Here is an 18833-nt window from a genome sequence, read left to right on the forward strand (position 1 = left end):
CACGGCGCCCACGGCGGGTGGCCGCGCGCCGACGGTGCCCGAAGTGGGACTCGAACCCACACGCCTCTCGGCACCGCATTTTGAGTGCGGCGTGTCTACCGATTCCACCATTCGGGCAGTGCCGCCCGGAGGCGGGACTCGATCACCCTATCAGCGCCCCGACCCGGCGTCCCCGGCCTTCCGGCGGGGGGTCACCGCCGCCGCGCCCGCGCCGCACTCATCGCGCACGGTAGCCTGGTGGACCACCAGCGGCGCCGCACCGACGCCGTCCCGGCCCGCGCGAAGGAGCTGCCGTGTCCACGCTGACGCCTCCCGAGGAGACCGGTCTGCGGGCCGTCGTCGCCGAGGACGAGACCCTCATCCGCCTCGACCTGGTGGAGGTGCTCACCGGGGCGGGCTACCGGGTGGTCGCCGAGGCCGGCGACGGCCGCGCCGCCGTCGAGGCCGTGCGCGAGCACCGCCCGGACATCGTGGTGATGGACGTGAAGATGCCCGTGATGGACGGCATCGCGGCTGCGGGCGAGATCGCCGGGGAACGGCTCGCCCCCGTGGTCATGCTGACCGCCTTCAGTCAGCGCGAGGTGGTGGAGCGCGCCCGGACCGCCGGGGCCATGGCCTACGTGGTCAAGCCCTTCACCGAGGCCGACCTGGTCCCCGCGATCGAACTGGCCGTGGCCCGCTTCGACGAGCTGCGCAGCCTCGAGGCCGAGGTGCGGGACCTGGGCGACCGCCTGGAGACCCGCAAGATCGTGGACCGGGCCAAGGCGCTGCTCCAGGAGCGGATGCGCCTGACCGAGGCCGAGTCCTTCCGCTGGATCCAGAAGACCTCCATGGACCGGCGCCTGACCATGCGGGAGGTCGCGCAGGCCGTCATCGACCAGGTCGGCTGAGCGGCGCCCGCGCGCTCGTCAGAGCGGGGAGCGGGCCGGCCAGAAGCCGACGGGCTCGCGCGTCTGCGGCGACGCCGCGGACGAGCCGCCCGCGGCGTCGTCGCCCACGCGGTGCACGCGCAGCGTGTTCGTGGAGCCCACGGCCCCGGGAGGGGACCCGGCGGCGATGACCACGAGGTCGCCGTGCTGGGCGATGCCCTCCGATGTGAGCGACTGCTCCACCTGGAGGGTCATCTTGTCGGTGGAGTCCTGGAACGGGACCATCTTCGGATAGACGCCCCACGTCAGGCACAGGATGTTGTGCGTGTGCTCGTGGTGGGTGAACGCGTAGATCGGCTGACGCGGCCGCAGGCGGCTGAGCCGACGGGCCGAGTCGCCGGACTCGGTGAACGTGGCGAGGAACGGGATCTCGAGCTGGTTCGCGACCTCGACGGCGGCCCGGGTGATCGCGCCGCCACGCGTGCGCGGACGCGAGCCGAGCGGGTGGATGAGCTCGAGGCCGTGGGTCTCGGTGGACTCGATGATCCGGGCCATCGTCTGGACCGTCTCGACCGGATACGCGCCCACTGAGGTCTCGCCCGAGAGCATGACGGCGTCCGCGCCGTCGAGCACGGCGTTGGCGCAGTCCGAGGCCTCGGCGCGCGTCGGGCGCGGGCTGTCGATCATCGACTCGAGCACCTGCGTGGCCACGATGACCGGCTTCGCCCAGCGGCGGGCGAGGTCCACTGCGCGCTTCTGCACCACGGGCACGTCCTCGAGCGGCAGCTCCACGCCGAGGTCGCCGCGGGCCACCATGATGGCGTCGAACGCGTCCACGATGGCCTCGAGGTTCTCCACCGCCTGGGGCTTCTCGATCTTGGCGATGACCGGGACCCGGCGCTCCTCCTCGTCCATGATCTCGTGCACCCGGTCCACGTCCGCGGCGTCCCGCACGAAGGACAGCGCCACCATGTCCACGCCGGTGCGCAGCGCCCAGCGCAGGTCCCGCTCGTCCTTCTCGGACAGGGCCGGCACGTTCACCGCCACGCCGGGCAGGTTGATCCCCTTGTTGTCCGAGACCATGCCCGGCACCTCGACCTCGGCCAGCACGTCCGTGTCCGTGACCTCGACGGCGCGCAGGCGCACCTTGCCGTCGTCCACCAGGAGCACGTCACCGGGGGCGACGTCCCCGGGCAGCCCCTTGTGGGTGGTGCCGACCAGCTCCCGGGTCCCGGGCACGTCCCGGGTGGTGATGGTGATCCGATCGCCCCTCTCGAGCAGATGCGGGCCGTCGGTGAAGCGGCCGAGGCGGATCTTGGGACCCTGGAGGTCGGCGAAGATCGCGACGGGGCGGCCCTCCTCCACGCTGAGGCGGCGCACCCGCTCGAAGGAGGCCGCGTGCACCTCGTGGTCCCCGTGGCTCATGTTGAGGCGGACCACGTCCGCCCCCGCCCGGATGATCGAGCGGGTGGTCTCGTCGGAGTCGGTGGCGGGCCCGAAGGTGGCGATGATCTTGGCGTGTCGCATGGGTCCACTCTAGGCGCGGGCGCGCTCCCTGTCCGAGGGGCTAGCCCCGCCGTTCACCTCAGGACGAAGCCGTGGTCGGAGGGCCGGACCGGCGCCGGGAGCATGGTGTCCCCCGAGAGGAACCGGTCCACCTCGGCCGCGACGGCGCGGCCCTCGGCGATCGCCCACACCACGAGCGAGGCGCCGCGCGAGACGTCGCCGCACGCGAACACGCCCGGGGCCTGCGTGGCGTACGTCTCGTCGCGGACCACGAGGCCGCGCTCGAGGGACACGGCGGAGCGGTCCACGAGCTCGTCCAGGTCCGCGCCCGTGAAGCCGAGGGCCAGCAGCACGAGGTCGGCCGGGATCTCGTGCTCGGTGCCGGCGCGCGGGCCGCGGGTGCCGTCGGCCCGGATCTCGGTCTCGGCCACCTTCAGGGCGCGCACCCGGCCGTCCGCGTCGCCGAGGAACTCGACGGTGGAGGCGAGGTAGGTGCGCTCGCCGCCCTCGGCGTGCGCGGAGGCGACCTCGAACAGGGTGGGCACGGTGGGCCAGGGCTGATGCTCGGGGCGCTGCTCCGGCGGCCGCCTGCCGATCGCCAGCGTGGTGACCGAGGCGGCCCCCTGGCGGTGGGCGGTGCCGATGCAGTCCGCGCCCGTGTCGCCGCCGCCGAGGATCACGACGTGCCGGCCCTGGGCGCTGATCGGCTCGGGCTCGCCGCCGGCGACCCGCCGGTTGACGGGCACGAGGTAGTCCATGGCCAGGTGGATGCCGTCCAGGCCGCGGCCCGGCAGGGGCAGCTCCCGGCCGACGGGGGCGCCGGTGGCCAGCACCACGGCGTCGTAGCGGCGCTGCAGCGCCTCCCAGCTCATGTCCGTGCCGATCCGCACGCCGGTGCGGAACCGGGTGCCCTCCTCGGTCATCTGGGCGATGCGGCGGTCGATCAGATGCTTCTCCAGCTTGAAGTCCGGGATGCCGAACCGCAGCAGCCCGCCGAGCGCCTCGTCCTTCTCGTAGACCACCACGGTGTAGCCGGAGCGGGTCAGCTGCTGGGCAACGGCCAGGCCCGCCGGGCCCGAGCCGACGACGGCGACGGTCAGCCCGTTCTGCCGCTGCGGCGGGTGCGGGATGAGGGAGGGCGCGTCGAAGAGGTGGTCCGCGATCGACAGCTCCACCTGCTTGATGGACACGGCCGGCTGGTTGATGCCGAGCACGCACGAGGCCTCGCACGGGGCGGGGCAGATCCGGCCGGTGAACTCGGGGAAGTTGTTCGTGGCCTCGAGGCGGGCGCCGGCCTCGTCCCAGTCGTCCCGGTACACGAGGTCGTTGAACTCGGGGATGAGGTTGCCCAGGGGGCAGCCGGCGTGGCAGAAGGGCACGCCGCAGTCCATGCAGCGGGAGGCCTCCGTGCGCACGATCGCCTCGTCCTGGCGCACGTGGACGTCCTTGAAGTCCATGATGCGGACGGGGACGGGGCGCGAGGGGCGCGCGACGCGCTCGCGATGCTTCAGGAATCCGCGCGGGTCAGCCACGGGTCACCTCCAGGATTCGGGCCCAGGCGGCGTCGCCGTCGGGGTCGGTGCCGGCGTCCCGGCTCTCAGTTCGGATCTCCTGCACGGCCGCGTAGCGGCGCGGCCGGACGGTGGTGAAGCGCTCCCAGAGCGCCTCGGCGGCCTCGGCGGGGCCGTCCAGCTCGGCGAGCAGGCGGGCGGCCAGGTCCGAGCCGGTGGCGGCCCGGTGCTCCTCGAGCAGCTCGCGGATGAGCGCGCGGTCCGCGCCCTCGGGGCGGCCGAGCAGCAGCTCGTCCTCCTTGACGGCGAGCGGGTTGAGCTGGGCGGGGTCCAGGTCCAGGAAGAACCCGACGCCGCCGGACATGCCGGCCGCGAGGTTGCGGCCGGTGTTCCCCAGCACGAGGGCGGTGCCGCCCGTCATGTACTCGAGGCCGTGGTCGCCGATGCCCTCGACGACGGCGACCGCCCCCGAGTTGCGGACCAGGAACCGCTCCCCCACGCAGCCGTTGAGGAACAGCCGCCCCGAGGTGGCGCCGTAGCCCACCACGTTGCCGGCGATCATGTTCTCCTCGGCCGCGAAGGGGGCCTCGGGGGCGGGTCGCAGGGCCACCGTGCCGCCGGAGAGGCCCTTGCCCACGTAGTCGTTGGCGTCCCCGGACAGGGTGATGCTCACGCCGGCCGGCAGGAAGGCGCCGAGGGACTGCCCGGCCTCGCCGGTCAGCTCGATGCGGATGGTGTCCCGGGGCAGCTCGTCGTCGAGCCGGGCCGCGGTGACGCGGTGGCCCAGCAGGGTGCCCACGGAGCGGTCGGTGTTCACGAGGCGGTCCGTGACGGTCACGGGCGTCTCGGTGAGCACGGCGTCCGCCACCTGGTCCAGCCAGCGCTGGTCCGCCTGGTCCTGGAGCCGGTGGTCCTGCTCCGTGAGCCGGCGGCGCGGGGCCTCCTCGGGCACCCCGACGTCCGAGAGCACGCCGGACAGGTCCAGGCCCTCGGTCTTGAAGTGCCCGATCGCCGCGTCCTTGTGCAGCAGGTCCTGGCGGCCGATCGCCTCGTCCAGGGAGCGCAGGCCGAGCTTGGCGAGCAGCTCGCGCACCTCCTGGGCGATGTACTCGAAGAACGTCACCACGAACTCCGGCCGGCCGGTGAAGCGGGCGCGCAGCTCGGGGTTCTGCGTGGCCACGCCCACGGGGCAGGTGTCCAGGTGACACACGCGCATCATGATGCAGCCCGAGACCACGAGCGGCGCCGTCGCGAAGCCGAACTCCTCGGCGCCGAGCAGGGCCGCGATCACCACGTCCCGGCCGGTCTTGAGCTGGCCGTCCACCTGCACGGTCACGCGGTCGCGCAGCCCGTTGAGCCGCAGCGTCTGCTGGACCTCGCTCAGCCCCAGCTCCCACGGGGTGCCGGCGTGCTTGAGCGAGTTCAGCGGGGAGGCCCCGGTGCCGCCGTCGTGCCCCGAGATGAGCACGACATCGGCCTTCGCCTTGGTCACGCCGGCCGCCACCGTGCCCACGCCGGTCTCGGAGACCAGCTTGACGTGCACGCGGGCCTGCGGGTTGGCGCGCTTGAGGTCGTGGATCAGCTGGGCGAGGTCCTCGATCGAGTAGATGTCGTGGTGCGGCGGCGGGGAGACGAGGGAGACGCCCGGCGTCGAGTGCCGCGTGCGCGCCACCCACGGGTACACCTTGGCGCCCATGAGCTGGCCGCCCTCGCCGGGCTTGGCGCCCTGGGCCATCTTGATCTGCAGGTCCGTGGCGGTGGACAGGTACAGGCTCGTGACGCCGAACCGGCCCGAGGCGATCTGCTTGACGCGCGAGTTGCGCTCCGGGTCGAGCAGGCGCTCGGGGTCCTCGCCGCCCTCGCCCGAGTTCGAGCGGGCGCCGAGGCGGTTCATGGCCACCGCGATCGTCTCGTGGGCCTCCTGGGAGATCGAGCCGTAGGACATGGCGCCGGTGGAGAACCGCTTCACGATCGACTCGACGGACTCGACCTCGGAGACCGGCACGCGCTCGCGCCCCTCCGTGGCGAGCCCGAGCAGGCCGCGCAGGGTCATCAGGTCCGCGGACTGCTCGTCCACGCGCCGCGTGTAGTCCTTGAAGATGTCGTAGCGCCGCTCGCGGGTGGCGTGCTGCAGGCGGAACACGGTCTCGGGGTTGAACAGGTGCGGCGGCCCCTCCCGGCGCCACTTGTACTCGCCGCCCACGGGCAAGCCCGCGGTGCCGCGCGGGCCCACGGTGGAGGCGGAGGAGCCGTCCACGGGGAACGCCGTGGCGTGGCGGGCCGCGGACTCGGCCGCGATCACGTCCAGCCCCACCCCGTCCATCGGCGAGCGGGTGCCCGTGAAATAGCGGTCCACGAAGGACCGGGAGAGGCCGAGCGCCTCGAACGTCTGGGCGCCGCAGTACGAGGCCACCGTGGAGATGCCCATCTTGGACATGATCTTCTGCACGCCCTTACCGAGCCCGTGGATGAGGTTCCGGGTGGCCTCCTGCTCGGTGACGCCGGTGAGCGTGCCGGTGCGCACGAGCTCCTCGGCCGTCTCCATGGACAGGTACGGGTTGACGGCGGAGGCGCCGTAGCCGATCAGCACGGCCACGTGGTGGACCTCGCGCACGTCGCCGGCCTCCACGAGCAGGGAGGTGCGGGTGCGCGAGGCGCTCGCCAGCAGGTGGTGGTGCACGGCCGAGGTGAGCAGCAGGGACGGGATGGGCGCCCACTGCGCGTTGGCGTCCCGGTCCGAGAGGACCACGTACTGCACGCCGCGCTGGACGGCCGCGGAGACCTGCTCGCAGATCTCCTTGAGGCGGGAGCGCATCTCCTCGGCGCCGCCGGCCACGAGGTAGAGCCCCTTGACCTTGAGGGCGCGGCGCGTGCCGTCCTCGGCGCGCACCGCGGCGATACGGGCGAGCTGCTCGTTGTCCAGCACCGGGAAGGGGATCTCGACGGCGTCCGTCGTCACCTTGCCCGCGGCGAGCAGGCTCGCCTGGGGTCCGATGCACGTGCGCATCGAGGTGACCTGCTCCTCGCGGATGGAGTCCAGCGGCGGGTTGGTCACCTGCGCGAAGTTCTGCGTGAAGTAGTCGAAGAGCAGGCGCGGGCGCGGGGAGAGCGCCGCGATCGGGGTGTCCGTGCCCATCGCCCCGAGGGGCTCGGCGCCGTGCCGCGCCATGGGCTCGATGATCGTGCGCACCTCCTCGTCCGTGTAGCCGAACAGGCGCTGGCGCAGGCGGACGGAGTCGCCGTGGTAGCGGACGGGCTCGCGCTCGGGCAGGTCCTCGATCCGCCGCAGCGAGTCGGCCACCCAGTCCTTCCACGGGGCGGAGGCGGCGATCTCGGCCTTGACCTCCTCGTCCTCGATGATGCGGCCCTGCTCGGTGTCCAGCAGGAACATCCGCCCGGGCTTGACCCGGCCCTTACGGACCACGGTGGCCGGGTCGATGTCCAGGACGCCGACCTCGGACGCGAGCACCACGAGCCCGTCCCGGGTCTCCCAGTAGCGGGCGGGGCGCAGGCCGTTGCGGTCCAGCACCGAGCCGAGCTGCACGCCGTCGGTGAAGGCGATCGCGGCGGGGCCGTCCCACGGCTCCATGAGCATCGAGTGGTACTGGTAGAACGCGCGCCGGTCCTCGTCCATGGTGGTGTGGTTCTCCCACGCCTCCGGGACCATCATCATGATCGCGTGCGAGAGCGGGCGGCCGGCCAGGTGGATCAGCTCGGCCACCTCGTCGAACGAGGCCGAGTCCGAGCCGGAGGCGCTCACGATGGGGAACATCTCCTCGGGCACCTCGCCGAGCAGCGGGTGGCGCAGCTCGCCCTGGCGGGCCCGCATCCAGTTGCGGTTGCCCTTGACGGTGTTGATCTCGCCGTTGTGCGCGATCGTGCGGAAGGGCTGGGCCAGCGGCCACGAGGGGAACGTGTTCGTGGAGAAGCGGGAGTGGACCACGGCCAGGCGGGTCACGTACCGCTCGTCCGAGAGGTCCGGGTAGAACGGCTCGACCTGCGCCGTCGAGAGCATGCCCTTGTAGACGAGGGTGCGCGAGGACAGGGAGGGGAAGTAGACGCCGCTGCGCTGGGCGCGGCGGCGCAGGCGCCAGGCCCGGGCGTCCAGCGAATGGCCGGGGGCCTCGACGTCCTCGCCGGCGGGGACGGCCAGGAAGAGCTGCTCGAAGACCGGCATGACAGCGCGCGAGCCCGGGCCGAGCACGGACTCGTCGGTGGGGACGGGACGCCAGCCGAGCAGGTCGAGGCCCTCGACGACGGCGGCCTCGGCGATCGCCTCCTGCGCGGCGGCGCGGGCGGCCTCGTCCTGGGGCAGGAAGGCGGTGCCGACGGCGTACTCCCCCGCCGCGGGCAGCTCGAAGGAGACGGTGGCGCGCAGCAGGGCGTCGGGGACCTGGGTGATGATGCCCGCGCCGTCGCCGGTGCCCTCGTCCGCTCCCACGGCGCCGCGGTGCTCGAGCGCCCGCAGGGCGGTCAGCGCGTCCTGGACGATCTTGTGGGTGGCCGGGCCGCGCAGGGTGGCCACGGCGGCGAGGCCGCACGCGTCCTTCTCCTGCTCCGGGTCGTAGAGACCCGCCGCCTCCGGCTGGGCGGCGAACGCGCGGAACGGGTCGGCGTGCGGGGTCTTCGATGGGTGCTGCATGGCGCGTCCTTCTCCTGTGGCCGGCCGGAGGGCCGGGGTGAGGAGGGGACGACGCTGGCCCCTGCGATGGTGAGCGGACCCTGCCTCGGGGATCGCCCGGCGGGTCGCGTTGCGCACGAGAGTAGCGAGGAAGGCGACCTGCGCCACATTCTCAGACGCGGATGTCCGAATGCTGGACGCTCAGCGGTCCTCGCGGACCCCCGCGGCCGTGGATCCGGCGCCGTCGTCGGGGCCCTGCCCCGCGACCGCCGCGTCGACGGGCGCGCCCGCGCCGGCCTCGAGGGCGGGGCCGCGGCCGGGCAGCCACACGGAGTCGTCCGAGCGCGGGCCGGCGGCGGCCGGGCCGTGCTTGACCAGGATGACGGCGAGCATCACGAGCGCCAGCAGGAGCATCACGATCGAGGTCCACACGTTCAGGCGCTGGGTGAGGCCGAACAGGGTGACCAGCTCCGCGTCGTCGATGCGCAGCGTCTCGATCCACACGCGCCCGGCGGTGTACCAGGCCACGTAGGCCCAGACCATCGCCCCGCGGCGCAGCCGCCACCGGCGGTCCGCCAGGAGCAGCACGGCCACGCCGAGCAGGCACCACAGGGACTCGTAGAGGAACGTGGGGTGGAACAGGGTGTCCGGGGCGACGCCGTCCGGGAAGTTCGGGTGGCCGGCGTCCACGCGCAGGCCCCACGGGGCCGTCGTCGGGCCGCCGAAGAGCTCCTGGTTGAACCAGTTGCCCCACCGGCCCACGGCCTGGGCCAGCAGGATGCCCGGGGCGACGACGTCGGCGAACGCGCTCAGCCGCACCCCGTAGCGGCGGCACGCGATCCACGCGCCGACCGCCCCGAGGGCGATCGCGCCCCAGATGCCGAGTCCGCCGTTCCACACGTACAGGATCTGGATCGGGTCGCCCGTGCCGTCGAAGCCGGGCCCGAAGTACCGGTCCGGTGAGGAGAACACGTGGTAGAGCCGCCCGCCCACGAAGCCGAACGGGATGGCCCACAGGGCGATGTCGAGCACGCGGTCCTCGGGGCCGCCGCGGGCGCGCCACCGGCGCTCGGCGAGCCACAGGGCCAGGACGATGCCCAGGATGATGCACAGCGCGTACGCGTGGATCTTCACCGGGCCCAGCTGGAACCCGTCCCACCCGGGGGCGGGGAAGGCGGCGAGCGGGGCCAGGGCGGCGGTCACCCTCAGCCCTCTCGGACCGTGCCGGCCGCGAGCTCGCGGGTCAGCGTGCCCACGGCCTGCGGCCCGCCGTCCGTCAGCGCGCGCACCAGGGCCGTGCCGACGATCGCGCCGTCGGCGTAGGCGCCGATCTCGCGGACGTGCGCCGCCTGGGAGACGCCGAGGCCGACGCACACGTGCTCCGCCCCGGCATCCTGGGCCCGGCGGACCACGGTCTCGGCGACGGTGGACACCGCGTCGCGGGTGCCGGTGACGCCCATGACCGACACCGCGTACACGAAGCCGCGGGAGGAGTCGACGGTGAGGCGCACCCGCTCGTCCGTGGACGAGGGCGCGGTGAGGAACACGCGGTCCAGGCCGTGACGGTCCGAGGCCTCCATCCAGGCGCCGGCCTCCTCGGGCACGAGGTCAGGGGTGACGAGACCGGCGCCCCCGGCCTCGGCGAGGCGGCGCGCGAACTCGTCGACGCCCATGCGGTCCACGAGGTTCCAGTACGTCATCACCAACACCGCGGCGTCAGTGCGCTGGGTCACCCGTCGGATGATGTCGAAGACGTCGGCCACGTGGAAACCCGCCTGCAGGGCGGCCTGGGTCGCGGCCTGGATCACGGGGCCGTCCATCACGGGGTCCGTGTAGGGCAGGCCCAGCTCGATGACATCGGCGCCGTTCTCCGCGGCGGCGACGACGGCCTCGACGCACTCGTCCACGGACGGGTAGCCGGCCGGCAGGAAGGCGACGAGGCCGGTGCGGCCGGCCGCCTTCGCGGCGTCCAGGGCCGCGGCGGTCTTGGAGTGCACGGTCATGCCGGTCACTGCTCCTCTCCGGGGGTCATCTCCTCGAGCGGGTCCTTCTCCTCCGCGGCCGTGCCGAGGCCGAACCAGGCCGCGGCCGTGGCGACGTCCTTGTCCCCGCGGCCGGAGAGGTTCACGATGATGATCCGCTCCTCCCCCTGCGGGGCGTCCGGCCCCACGAGGCCCTCGTCCGCCCAGCGGCGGGCCAGGCGCAGCGCGCCGGCCAGGGCGTGGGCCGACTCGATGGCGGGCGTGATGCCCTCGGTGCGCGTGAGCCGGAGGAAGGCGTCCATGCACTCGGTGTCCGAGACCGGCTCGTAGACGGCGCGGCCCGTGTCGTGCAGGAAGGCGTGCTCCGGGCCGACGGCCGGGTAGTCCAGGCCGGCGGAGATCGAGTGGGAGTCGATCGTCTGCCCGTCCTCGTCCTGCATCAGGTACGTGCGGGCCCCGTGCAGCACGCCGGTGCGTCCGAGCGTGATGGACGCGGCGTGGCGGCCGGTCTCGAGGCCCTCGCCCCCGGCCTCGAAGCCGTAGAGCTCCACCTCAGGGTCGTCGAGGAAGCCGTGGAACAGGCCCATCGCGTTGGACCCGCCGCCCACGCACGCCGCGACGGCGTCCGGCAGGCGGCCGGCCTGCGCCAGGATCTGCTCGCGGGCCTCTTCGCCGATCACGGAGTGGAAGTAGCGCACCATGGCGGGGAACGGGTGCGGGCCCGTGACCGTGCCCATCAGGTAATGCGTGGTGTCCACGGAGGCGACCCAGTCCCGCAGGGCCTCGTTGATCGCGTCCTTGAGGGTGCGGGCGCCGATCGCCACGGGGACCACCTCGGCGCCGAGCATCTGCATGCGGGCCACGTTCAGGGCCTGGCGGCGGGTGTCCTCCTCCCCCATGTACACGGTGCACTCCATGCCGAACAGCGCGGCCGCCGTCGCCGTGGCCACGCCGTGCTGGCCGGCCCCGGTCTCCGCGATCAGACGCGTCTTGCCCATGCGGCGGGCGAGTAGCGCCTGGCCGATCACGTTGTTGATCTTGTGCGAGCCGGTGTGGTTGAGGTCCTCGCGCTTGAGGAAGATGCGCACGCCGGGGGTGTCCGCGGCGAACCGCGGCACCTCGCTCAGCAGGGAGGGCCGGTTCACATAGTCCCGGAACAGGGTCCGCAGCTCGGCCTCGAAGGCGGGGTCCTGCCGCGCCTCGTCGTAGGTGCGGGTGAGCTCCTGCAGCGCGGCCATGAGGGACTCGGGCATCCACTGCCCGCCGTAGTCGCCGAAGTAGGGCCCGGCCTGACCCTGATACGGCCCCTCGAACTCGATCGCGGGCTCGGTGCTCGGACGGTCGGTGCTCATGGCGACCACGCTCCTCGGGTCTGGTTCGGTCAGCGGACGGTGAGGGACGCGGCGCGGAACGCGCGCAGCGCCTCCTCGGGGGCGCCGTGGCGCACGAGGGCCTCGCCCACCAGCACGACGTCGGCGCCCGCGGCGGCGTAGGCCTTGATCTGCTCCTCGGACTCGACGCCCGACTCGGCGACCCGGACGACGTCCTCGGGCAGCCCGTCGGCCAGCGCGGCGTAGCGGGCCGGGTCGACGTCCAGGGTCTTGAGGTTGCGCACGTTGACGCCGAGGATGCGGGCGCCGGCGGCGACGCCGCGCTCGATCTCCTCGGGCGTGTGGGCCTCCACGAGGGCGTGCATGCCCAGGGACTCGGTGAGCTGCAGGAAGCCGGCCAGCTCGGCGTCGTCGAGGGCGGCCACGATCAGCAGGACGAGGTCGGCCCCGTGGGCGCGGGCCTCGTGGATCTGGTACTCGGTGACGGTGAAGTCCTTGCGCAGGACCGGCAGATCGACGGCGGCACGCACGGCGTCCAGGTCGGCCAGGCTGCCGCCGAAGCGGCGGGCCTCGGTGAGCACGGAGACGGCACTGGCGCCGCCGCGCTCGTACGCGCGGGCCAGGGTGGCCGGCTCGGGGATCTCGGCGAGCGCCCCCTTGGAGGGGCTCGCCCGCTTCACCTCGGAGATCACCCGGATCCCCGCGGGGTCGGTGCGTCCGCCGTGCAGGGCCGCGTGGGCGTCACGCGGCGCAGGGGTGGCGGCCACCAGCTCGGCCAGGCGCGCCTCGGGCACGGCACGGCGACGAGGCTCGAGGTCCTCGCGGACGCCGTCGATGATCTCCTGGAGGACGGACACGCGGATCAGTGACCGTGCTGGCCGCGACCCGCGCCGGCCTTGCCGGCGACGATGCCCACGACGACGCCCACGGCCATCAGGGCCAGGCCGATCCACACGACGACGCTCCAGTCGGCGAGCAGGCCGACGCAGCCGGCCACGAAGCCGACGAGCACGAGCGCCACCATGGCCCACGCGCCGGGCGAGTTGCCGTGGCCAGGCAGCTCGAGGTGGGTCGGGTCGTTGAGCACCAGGCCGTCCTCGGTGACGACGACGTCCTCGACGGCGCCGCGGCGGGCGGCGCGACGGGTGGTGGGCTCGGTGTGCGCGGTGTTCGCGGTGTGGCTCATGGCTGTCCCTCACTGGTGCGTGGTGTACATGACGACTGTCCCTCATTGTGCCATGCGGGCACGGGACCGGGCCCGCGTGACCCGGGACGACCCGGGCGGTGCGGGGCGGTCCGAGAGACGGGCGCTCACGTGGGGTCGTTGCCGCGGGACAGCTCGTCCCACGCGTCCATCTGGTCCACGCGCCGGCGCTGGGCCGCCTCGCGGGCGGACTGCGCGGGCTGCTCCCCGGCGGCGGCCGGGCCGGGCTCGGAGGCCGCAGGCGCCTTCTCGTAGCGCCGGGACGAACGCCAGCCACGGCCCGCCAGTGCCGCCACGACGCCGCACAGCGCCGCGAGCACGCCGCCGGCCGCCGCGACCCACGGCCACGCCGTCACTGCGTAGTCCTGCGCGAGCGCGGTGGTCCCGGTCGCGTCGGCGACCGCGGCGGCCGCCGTCGTCGCCGGATCCAGGGCGGCGGTGACCGAGGTCGAGGCGATCACGACCCCGGCCAGCGCCATGAGCACGCCGACGATCACGGCGCCGAGGCGCCGGGCGGTGGTCAGGGCGAGGGCACCGGCCATCACGACCAGGGCCATGGCGGTGGCGACGGGCGCGGCGGCGCCGCCCGACGTCGTCGCCTCGGAGGCGATCCCGCCGGACAGGCCCGTGGCGGTCACCCAGGTGCGGCCCGCCGTGAGCAGCACGAGCCCGCCGGCGGCCAGCGCGGCGAGGACCACGGTGCGGCGGCGCATCACGCCTGCCCCAGCTCGCCCGCGGTCAGCACGGACCGCAGCGGCGCCGTCGCCTTGGTGACGGTCTCGGCGGTCTCGGCGTCGGGATCGGAGTCGGCGACGATGCCGGCGCCGGCCTGCACGTGCGCCTGGCCGCGGTGCAGCGTGGCCGAGCGGATGTTGATCGCCATGTCCATGTTGCCCGCCAGGTCGAAGTAGCCGACGACGCCGCCGTAGGGCCCGCGCTCGGTCGGCTCCCACTCGTCCAGCAGCTGCAGGGCGCGGGGCTTCGGGGCGCCGGACAGCGTGCCGGCGGGGAAGGCGGCGCGGAGGACGTCGAGCGCGTCGACATCGTCGCGCATGCGGCCCTCCACGTGGGAGACCAGGTGGAGGATGTGGCTGAACGCCTCGAGCTCCATGAACTGGGTGACCTCGACGGTGCCGGGGCGGCACACGCGCGAGAGGTCGTTGCGGGAGAGGTCCACGAGCATGAGGTGTTCGGCCCGCTCCTTCTCGTCCTCCAGCAGGTCCTTGCCGAGGAGGCGGTCGTCCTCCGCGGTGGCCCCGCGCCGCCGTGAGCCGGCGATCGGATGGGTGACCACGCGGCGGTCCCGCACGGTGACGAGCGCCTCGGGCGAGGAGCCCACGATCTCGTACGGCTCCCCGTCCGGGGTCTCGAAGGAGAAGAGGTACATGTAGGGGCTCGGGTTCACCATGCGCAGGACGCGGTACACGTCCAGACCGGTGGCGTCCGTGGTGACCGAGAGGCGGCGGGAGACGACGGCCTGGAACACCTCGCCGTCGCGGATCGCCCGCTGGGCCTTCCCGACGGCCTCCCGGAAGCCTTCGGCGCCCCACCGGTCCTCGGCCTGGGCGGCGACCTCGTCCGCGTCCGCCTCGAGCCAGCGGCGCGGGACGTCGCTGACCGGGTCCGCGGCCGGGGCGGTCAGGCGCTCGACCATGGCGTCCAGACGGGCGAGCGCGTCGTCGTAGGCGCGGTCCGCGCCGGTGGCCAGGCCGTTGCCGTTCACCGCGTTGGCGATCAGCGTCACGGTGCCGTCCAGGGCGTCGTGCACGGCCAGGTCGGTGACGAGGTTCATCGCGAGGTCGGGCAGGCCGAGGTGGTCCTCGGGCGGGTGCGGCAGGCGCTCCCACGCGCGGACCGTGTTCCACCCCAGGAAGCCGGCCATGCCGGAGACGAGATGCGGCAGGACGCCTCCGACCTCGGCGCGCACGTCCGTGCTCAGCAGGCGCAGGCACGCCGCGAGCACGTCCAGGGCGCGGCCCTGCGTGGGCAGCCCCTCGGGCGGGGTGCCCTGCCAGTGCGCCTCGCCGTCCCGCGAGGTCAGGGTGACGGCGGAGCCGGCCCCGATGAAGCTGTACCGGGACCACGCCGCGCCCGGGGTGGCGGACTCCATCAGGAAGGTGCCGGGGCGGGAGCCGGCCAGGCGCCGATGGATCGCCAGCGGCGTGAGGCCGTCCGCCAGCACCGTGCGGACCACGGGGATCACGCGGGCGGTGTCCGCCAGACGCAGGAACTCCGCACGGGAGGGAGTGGTGGCGGCGGTCATCGGGCGGCCTCCTCAGGGTCGACGGCGGCCGGCGGCATGACGAGCTCGCGGCCGGTGAAGCAGGTGCGGGTGCCCGTGTGGCAGGCGGGGCCGGTCTGGTCCACGGTGAGCAGCAGGGTGTCGCCGTCGCAGTCCGCGTGGACCGCGCGCACCCGCTGCAGGTGGCCCGAGGTCTCCCCCTTGCGCCACAGCTCGCCGCGCGAGCGGGACCAGTAGGTGGCCCAGCCGGTCTCGAGCGTCGCGCGCAGGGACTCCGCGTTCATCCACGCCATCATGAGCACCTCGCCGGTGCCCTCCTGCTGGGCGATGGCGGGCACCAGGCCCCGGTCGTCGAAGGTCACGGAGGCCACGAGGTCGTCGGGCGGGGAGATGCTCATGGAGGTCCAGTCTAGGGAGCCGGAGCGGGGCGTGGCCGCCGGGGTCAGCGGACGGTGTGCCCCGCCTGCCGCAGGGCGTCCTTGACGCGGGCGAGCATGTCGTCCGGGCCGAAGTGGAACAGGGAGGCGGCGAGCACCGCGTCCGCACCGGCCGCGACGGCGGGTGGGAAGTGCTCGGGCTCGCCGGCGCCGCCGGAGGCGATCAGCGGCACGCGCGTCACGGCGCGCACGTCCCGGATCATCTCCAGGTCGAAGCCCTCGCGCGTGCCGTCCGCGTCGATCGAGTTGAGCAGGATCTCCCCCACGCCGCGCTCGGAGGCCTCACGGCACCAGGCGACGGCGTCGATGCCGGTGCCGCGGCGTCCGCCGTGGGTGGTGACCTCATAGCCGGAGGCGCAGCCCGGGTCCTCCGTGCGCCGGGCGTCGAGGGAGAGCACGAGGACCTGGGACCCGAAGCGGCGGGTGATCTCCGTGATCAGCTCGGGCCGGGCCACGGCGGCGGTGTTGACGGAGACCTTGTCCGCCCCCGTGCGCAGCAGCCGGTCCACGTCCTCGACGGTGCGTACGCCGCCGCCCACGGTCAGCGGGATGAAGACCTCCTCGGCCGTGCGGGTCACGACGTCGTAGGTCGTGGCGCGGTCCGAGGTGGAGGCGGTGACGTCGAGGAACGTGATCTCGTCGGCACCCGCGGCGTTGTAGCGGCGGGCGAGCTCGACCGGGTCGCCCGCGTCCCGCAGGTTCTCGAAGTTCACGCCCTTGACCACGCGCCCGGCGTCCACGTCCAGGCAGGGGATGACACGCACGGCGAGGCTCACGTCGGCTCCTTCGTCTCGGGGGGCTCGGGCGGGACGGCGCGGGCCGTCAGAGGCGGATCGCGTGGATCGCGGAGATCAGGATGCCGCGGGCGCCCAGGGCGTACAGCTCGTCCATGACGCGGTTGGCGTCCGGCTTGCGGACCATGGAGCGCACGGCGACCATCGTCTCGTCCCGCAGCGGGGAGACCGTCGGTGACTCCAGTCCGGGGGTGACCGCGGTGGCCGCCTCCAGCAGGTCACGACGGATGTCGTAGTCGATCATCACCCAGCGGCGGGCCACGAGCACGCCCTTGAGGCGGCGCAGCAGCACGTCGAGGCCCTCGGGGCGCTCCCCTGCGCGGCCGATCAGCACGGCCTCCGAGTCGAGGATGGACTCGCCGAAGACCTCCATGCCGGCGGCGCGCAGGGTGCTGCCGGTCTCCACGACGTCGGCGATCGCGTCCGCCACGCCGAGCTTGACGGAGGACTCCACGGCGCCGTCGAGGTGGACCACCTCGGCGTCAAGGCCGGTGCGCTCCAGGTAGGCGTGCAGCAGGCCGTCGTAGCTGGTGGCGATGCGCCTGCCGGTCAGCTCGGACTCGGAGGAGAACGTGCCCACGGGCGCGGCCAGTCGGAACACAGACCGGCCGAAGCCCAGCGCCATGATCTCCTCCGCTGTGCCCTCGACCTGGGCGTCGCGGAACAGGTCCCGCCCGGTGAGGCCGACGTCGAGGGTGCCCTTGCCCACGTACACCGCGATGTCTCGGGGACGCAGGTAGAAGAACTCCACCTGGTTCTCGGGGTCCACGAGCACCAGCTCGCGGGAGTCGCGGCGCTGGCGGTAGCCGGCTTCCTGCAGGATCTCACGGGCGGCCTCGGCGAGGGCGCCCTTGTTCGGAACGGCGATGCGCAGCACGCGTCGGTCTCCTCGGGGTGCGGTGGGCGGGGAACGGGGCCGGCGGCCTCAGAGGTGGCGGTAGACGTCCTCGAGGCTGATGCCGCGGGCGATCATCATGGTCTGCACGTGGTACAGCAACTGAGAGATCTCCTCGGCGGCGGCCTCATCCGACTCGTACTCGGCGGCCATCCAGACCTCGGCCGCCTCCTCGACGACCTTCTTGCCGATCGCATGGACGCCGGCGTCGATCTGGGCCACGGTGCCGGAGCCCTCGGGGCGCTCTTGCACCTTGCGCGTCAGTTCCGCGTACAGCTCGTCGAAGGTCTTCACGTGACCACCCTAGCTGTTGTGGGTCATGAGGTTCTTGCCACGGGGTACGGGCTGAGATGAGACGAGCGGGCCCCTGCCGCAGGATGGAAGTTCCTCAACAACCCACCTGCCAGAAGAGACCCGCTCATGACTCACGCTAACGCACCCCTGACCCCGACCGGCCGGCTGCGCATGGTCCAACGCCACCTGCACGACGGGATCCCGCAGTCCCACGTGGCCGCGGAGTTCCGCGTCAGTCGGCCCACGGTGGCCACCTGGGTCGCCCGCTACCGTGCCGAAGGCGAGGCAGGACTGCAAGACCGGTCGAGCCGGCCCCATCGCTCACCTGCCCGGCTCGACCCCGCGATCGTGGCCGAGCTGGAGGCCCTGCGCCGGGCCGAGAAGTGGTCCGCCCGGCGCATCCATCACCACCTCGTCTCTGAAGGCCACCAGCTGTGCTTGCGCACCGTGGGGAGGTGGATGCACCGGCTGGGCATCTCCCGGTTGCGAGACCTCGCGCCCACGGGTGAGGACCTGCGCCAACGACCGCAGAAGATCACCGCCCGCGGCCCGGGGCACATGGTGCACCTGGACGTGAAGAAAATCGGGCGCATCCCCGAGGGGGGCGGCTGGCGTGCTCACGGACGTGAAAGTGAAGCAGGCCGTGCTTCCAAGCGTGGTGCAGGCCGGCGGGTCGGGTACACCTATCTGCACTCGGCGATCGACGGGTTCACCCGGCTGGCCTACACCGAAGCGTTGGAGGACGAGCGCGCGGTGACCACGATCGGGTTCTTCTGCCGGGCGAGGGCGTTCTTCGCCGCCCACGGCATCACCGTGGACCGGGTGATCACGGACAACGGGAACAACTACCGGGCCGTGGACTTCACCCGGAAGGTGGTCTCGCTCGGGGGCCGGCACCACCGGATCCGCCCCTACACCCCGCGTCACAACGGGAAGGTCGAGCGGTACAACCGGCTGATGGTGGACGAGGTCCTCTAGGGCGTGTCTGAGAATAGATGCACGAGTCAGCTGAGACCCTGGGGACATGTCCCGGTTCCAGATGCTCTCCGACGCCCAATGGGAGTTGATCGCCCCGATGCTCCCGACCCGGACCGGCCGCGCCGGCAGGCCGTTCGCCGACGCCCGCACCATGGTGGAGGCGATCATC

General features: G+C 73.3%; 16 protein-coding genes, 1 tRNA gene and 1 pseudogene. 3 read left to right on the forward strand and 15 right to left on the reverse strand.

Annotation, left to right across the window (positions count from 1 at the left end; translation table 11 throughout):
- Nucleotides 1-35: 35 nt before the first annotated feature.
- Nucleotides 36-117, reverse strand: a tRNA-Leu gene (locus tag ABIB16_RS03575).
- Nucleotides 118-293: 176 nt separating this feature from the next.
- On the opposite strand from ABIB16_RS03575, the gene ABIB16_RS03580 reads away from it, so the two are divergent.
- A complete protein-coding gene (locus ABIB16_RS03580; protein WP_203552466.1) occupies nucleotides 294-890 on the forward strand; it encodes an ANTAR domain-containing response regulator in 597 nt (198 codons plus the stop codon).
- Nucleotides 891-908: 18 nt separating this feature from the next.
- Here the strand turns inward: ABIB16_RS03580 and pyk are convergent, their stop codons facing one another.
- The 14 genes from pyk to ABIB16_RS03650 all read right to left on the reverse strand — a co-directional run bounded on the left by pyk (nucleotide 909) and on the right by ABIB16_RS03650 (nucleotide 17686).
- Nucleotides 909-2396 (reverse strand): pyruvate kinase, encoded by a 1488-nt coding sequence (gene pyk / locus ABIB16_RS03585; RefSeq protein ID WP_203552467.1) that lies wholly within the window; start codon nucleotides 2394-2396, stop codon nucleotides 909-911.
- A 53-nt stretch (nucleotides 2397-2449) separates the two neighbouring features.
- Nucleotides 2450-3907 carry a glutamate synthase subunit beta gene (locus ABIB16_RS03590; protein ID WP_354436048.1) on the reverse strand — a complete coding sequence of 486 codons (1458 nt, stop codon included), beginning with the start codon at nucleotides 3905-3907 and terminating at the stop codon, nucleotides 2450-2452.
- The gene (gltB, locus tag ABIB16_RS03595; protein ID WP_354436049.1) at nucleotides 3900-8528 is read right to left on the reverse strand and encodes a glutamate synthase large subunit; all 4629 of its coding nucleotides are present in this window, start codon (nucleotides 8526-8528) and stop codon (nucleotides 3900-3902) included. The genes ABIB16_RS03590 and gltB overlap by 8 nt, the downstream gene beginning before the upstream one ends.
- Nucleotides 8529-8708: 180 nt before the next feature.
- Nucleotides 8709-9710, reverse strand: coding sequence for a prolipoprotein diacylglyceryl transferase (gene lgt, locus ABIB16_RS03600; protein WP_041102695.1), 1002 nt, complete (start codon nucleotides 9708-9710; stop codon nucleotides 8709-8711).
- A 2-nt stretch (nucleotides 9711-9712) separates the two neighbouring features.
- Nucleotides 9713-10519 carry a tryptophan synthase subunit alpha gene (trpA, locus tag ABIB16_RS03605; protein ID WP_354436050.1) on the reverse strand — a complete coding sequence of 269 codons (807 nt, stop codon included), beginning with the start codon at nucleotides 10517-10519 and terminating at the stop codon, nucleotides 9713-9715.
- The gene (gene trpB / locus ABIB16_RS03610) at nucleotides 10516-11841 is read right to left on the reverse strand and encodes a tryptophan synthase subunit beta (protein ID WP_217564719.1); all 1326 of its coding nucleotides are present in this window, start codon (nucleotides 11839-11841) and stop codon (nucleotides 10516-10518) included. The genes trpA and trpB overlap by 4 nt, the downstream gene beginning before the upstream one ends.
- A gap of 29 nt (nucleotides 11842-11870) precedes the next feature.
- Nucleotides 11871-12677, reverse strand: a complete 807-nt coding sequence (trpC, locus tag ABIB16_RS03615; RefSeq protein WP_060973958.1) for an indole-3-glycerol phosphate synthase TrpC — start codon at nucleotides 12675-12677, stop codon at nucleotides 11871-11873.
- A 5-nt stretch (nucleotides 12678-12682) separates the two neighbouring features.
- Complete coding sequence (locus tag ABIB16_RS03620) at nucleotides 12683-13006, reverse strand: HGxxPAAW family protein (RefSeq protein WP_010078761.1); 324 nt, start codon at nucleotides 13004-13006, stop codon at nucleotides 12683-12685.
- A gap of 125 nt (nucleotides 13007-13131) precedes the next feature.
- Entirely contained in the window at nucleotides 13132-13737 is a 606-nt protein-coding gene (locus ABIB16_RS03625; RefSeq protein ID WP_044658968.1) for a Trp biosynthesis-associated membrane protein, read from the reverse strand.
- Nucleotides 13737-15287, reverse strand: a complete 1551-nt coding sequence (locus tag ABIB16_RS03630; RefSeq protein WP_049146872.1) for a chorismate-binding protein — start codon at nucleotides 15285-15287, stop codon at nucleotides 13737-13739. Before ABIB16_RS03630 ends, ABIB16_RS03625 begins: the two co-directional genes overlap by 1 nt.
- Entirely contained in the window at nucleotides 15284-15664 is a 381-nt protein-coding gene (gene hisI, locus ABIB16_RS03635; protein ID WP_010078764.1) for a phosphoribosyl-AMP cyclohydrolase, read from the reverse strand. The genes ABIB16_RS03630 and hisI overlap by 4 nt, the downstream gene beginning before the upstream one ends.
- 44 nt (nucleotides 15665-15708) lie before the next feature.
- Nucleotides 15709-16479: an imidazole glycerol phosphate synthase subunit HisF gene (gene hisF, locus ABIB16_RS03640; RefSeq protein WP_010078765.1), complete on the reverse strand. Its 771-nt coding sequence runs from the start codon at nucleotides 16477-16479 to the stop codon at nucleotides 15709-15711.
- A gap of 46 nt (nucleotides 16480-16525) precedes the next feature.
- Nucleotides 16526-17374: an ATP phosphoribosyltransferase gene (gene hisG, locus ABIB16_RS03645; protein WP_036338660.1), complete on the reverse strand. Its 849-nt coding sequence runs from the start codon at nucleotides 17372-17374 to the stop codon at nucleotides 16526-16528.
- Nucleotides 17375-17422: 48 nt separating this feature from the next.
- Nucleotides 17423-17686: a phosphoribosyl-ATP diphosphatase gene (locus ABIB16_RS03650; RefSeq protein WP_010078767.1), complete on the reverse strand. Its 264-nt coding sequence runs from the start codon at nucleotides 17684-17686 to the stop codon at nucleotides 17423-17425.
- Nucleotides 17687-17812: 126 nt separating this feature from the next.
- On the opposite strand from ABIB16_RS03650, the pseudogene ABIB16_RS03655 reads away from it, so the two are divergent.
- Together ABIB16_RS03655 and ABIB16_RS03660 are read left to right on the forward strand one after the other, a co-directional pair.
- Nucleotides 17813-18661 (forward strand): annotated as a pseudogene (locus tag ABIB16_RS03655) (IS481 family transposase); the annotation flags it as partial.
- A 49-nt stretch (nucleotides 18662-18710) separates the two neighbouring features.
- On the forward strand, nucleotides 18711-18833 hold a 123-nt coding region (locus ABIB16_RS03660; RefSeq protein WP_354436051.1), incomplete at its 3' end, for a transposase.

Origin of the sequence: Micrococcus sp. UYEF5, from assembly GCF_040546065.1 — a bacterium.
Taxonomy (GTDB): Bacteria; Actinomycetota; Actinomycetes; order Actinomycetales; family Micrococcaceae; genus Micrococcus; species Micrococcus luteus.

Coding starts and splice junctions, on each gene's coding strand:
- pyk (WP_203552467.1), bottom strand. CDS start 2,396: ATGCGACACGCCAAGATCATCGCCACCTTCGGGCCCGCCACCGACTCC.
- gltB (WP_354436049.1), bottom strand. CDS start 8,528: ATGCAGCACCCATCGAAGACCCCGCACGCCGACCCGTTCCGCGCGTTC.
- trpB (WP_217564719.1), bottom strand. CDS start 11,841: ATGAGCACCGACCGTCCGAGCACCGAGCCCGCGATCGAGTTCGAGGGG.
- ABIB16_RS03620 (WP_010078761.1), bottom strand. CDS start 13,006: ATGAGCCACACCGCGAACACCGCGCACACCGAGCCCACCACCCGTCGC.
- ABIB16_RS03625 (WP_044658968.1), bottom strand. CDS start 13,737: ATGCGCCGCCGCACCGTGGTCCTCGCCGCGCTGGCCGCCGGCGGGCTC.
- ABIB16_RS03630 (WP_049146872.1), bottom strand. CDS start 15,287: ATGACCGCCGCCACCACTCCCTCCCGTGCGGAGTTCCTGCGTCTGGCG.
- hisI (WP_010078764.1), bottom strand. CDS start 15,664: ATGAGCATCTCCCCGCCCGACGACCTCGTGGCCTCCGTGACCTTCGAC.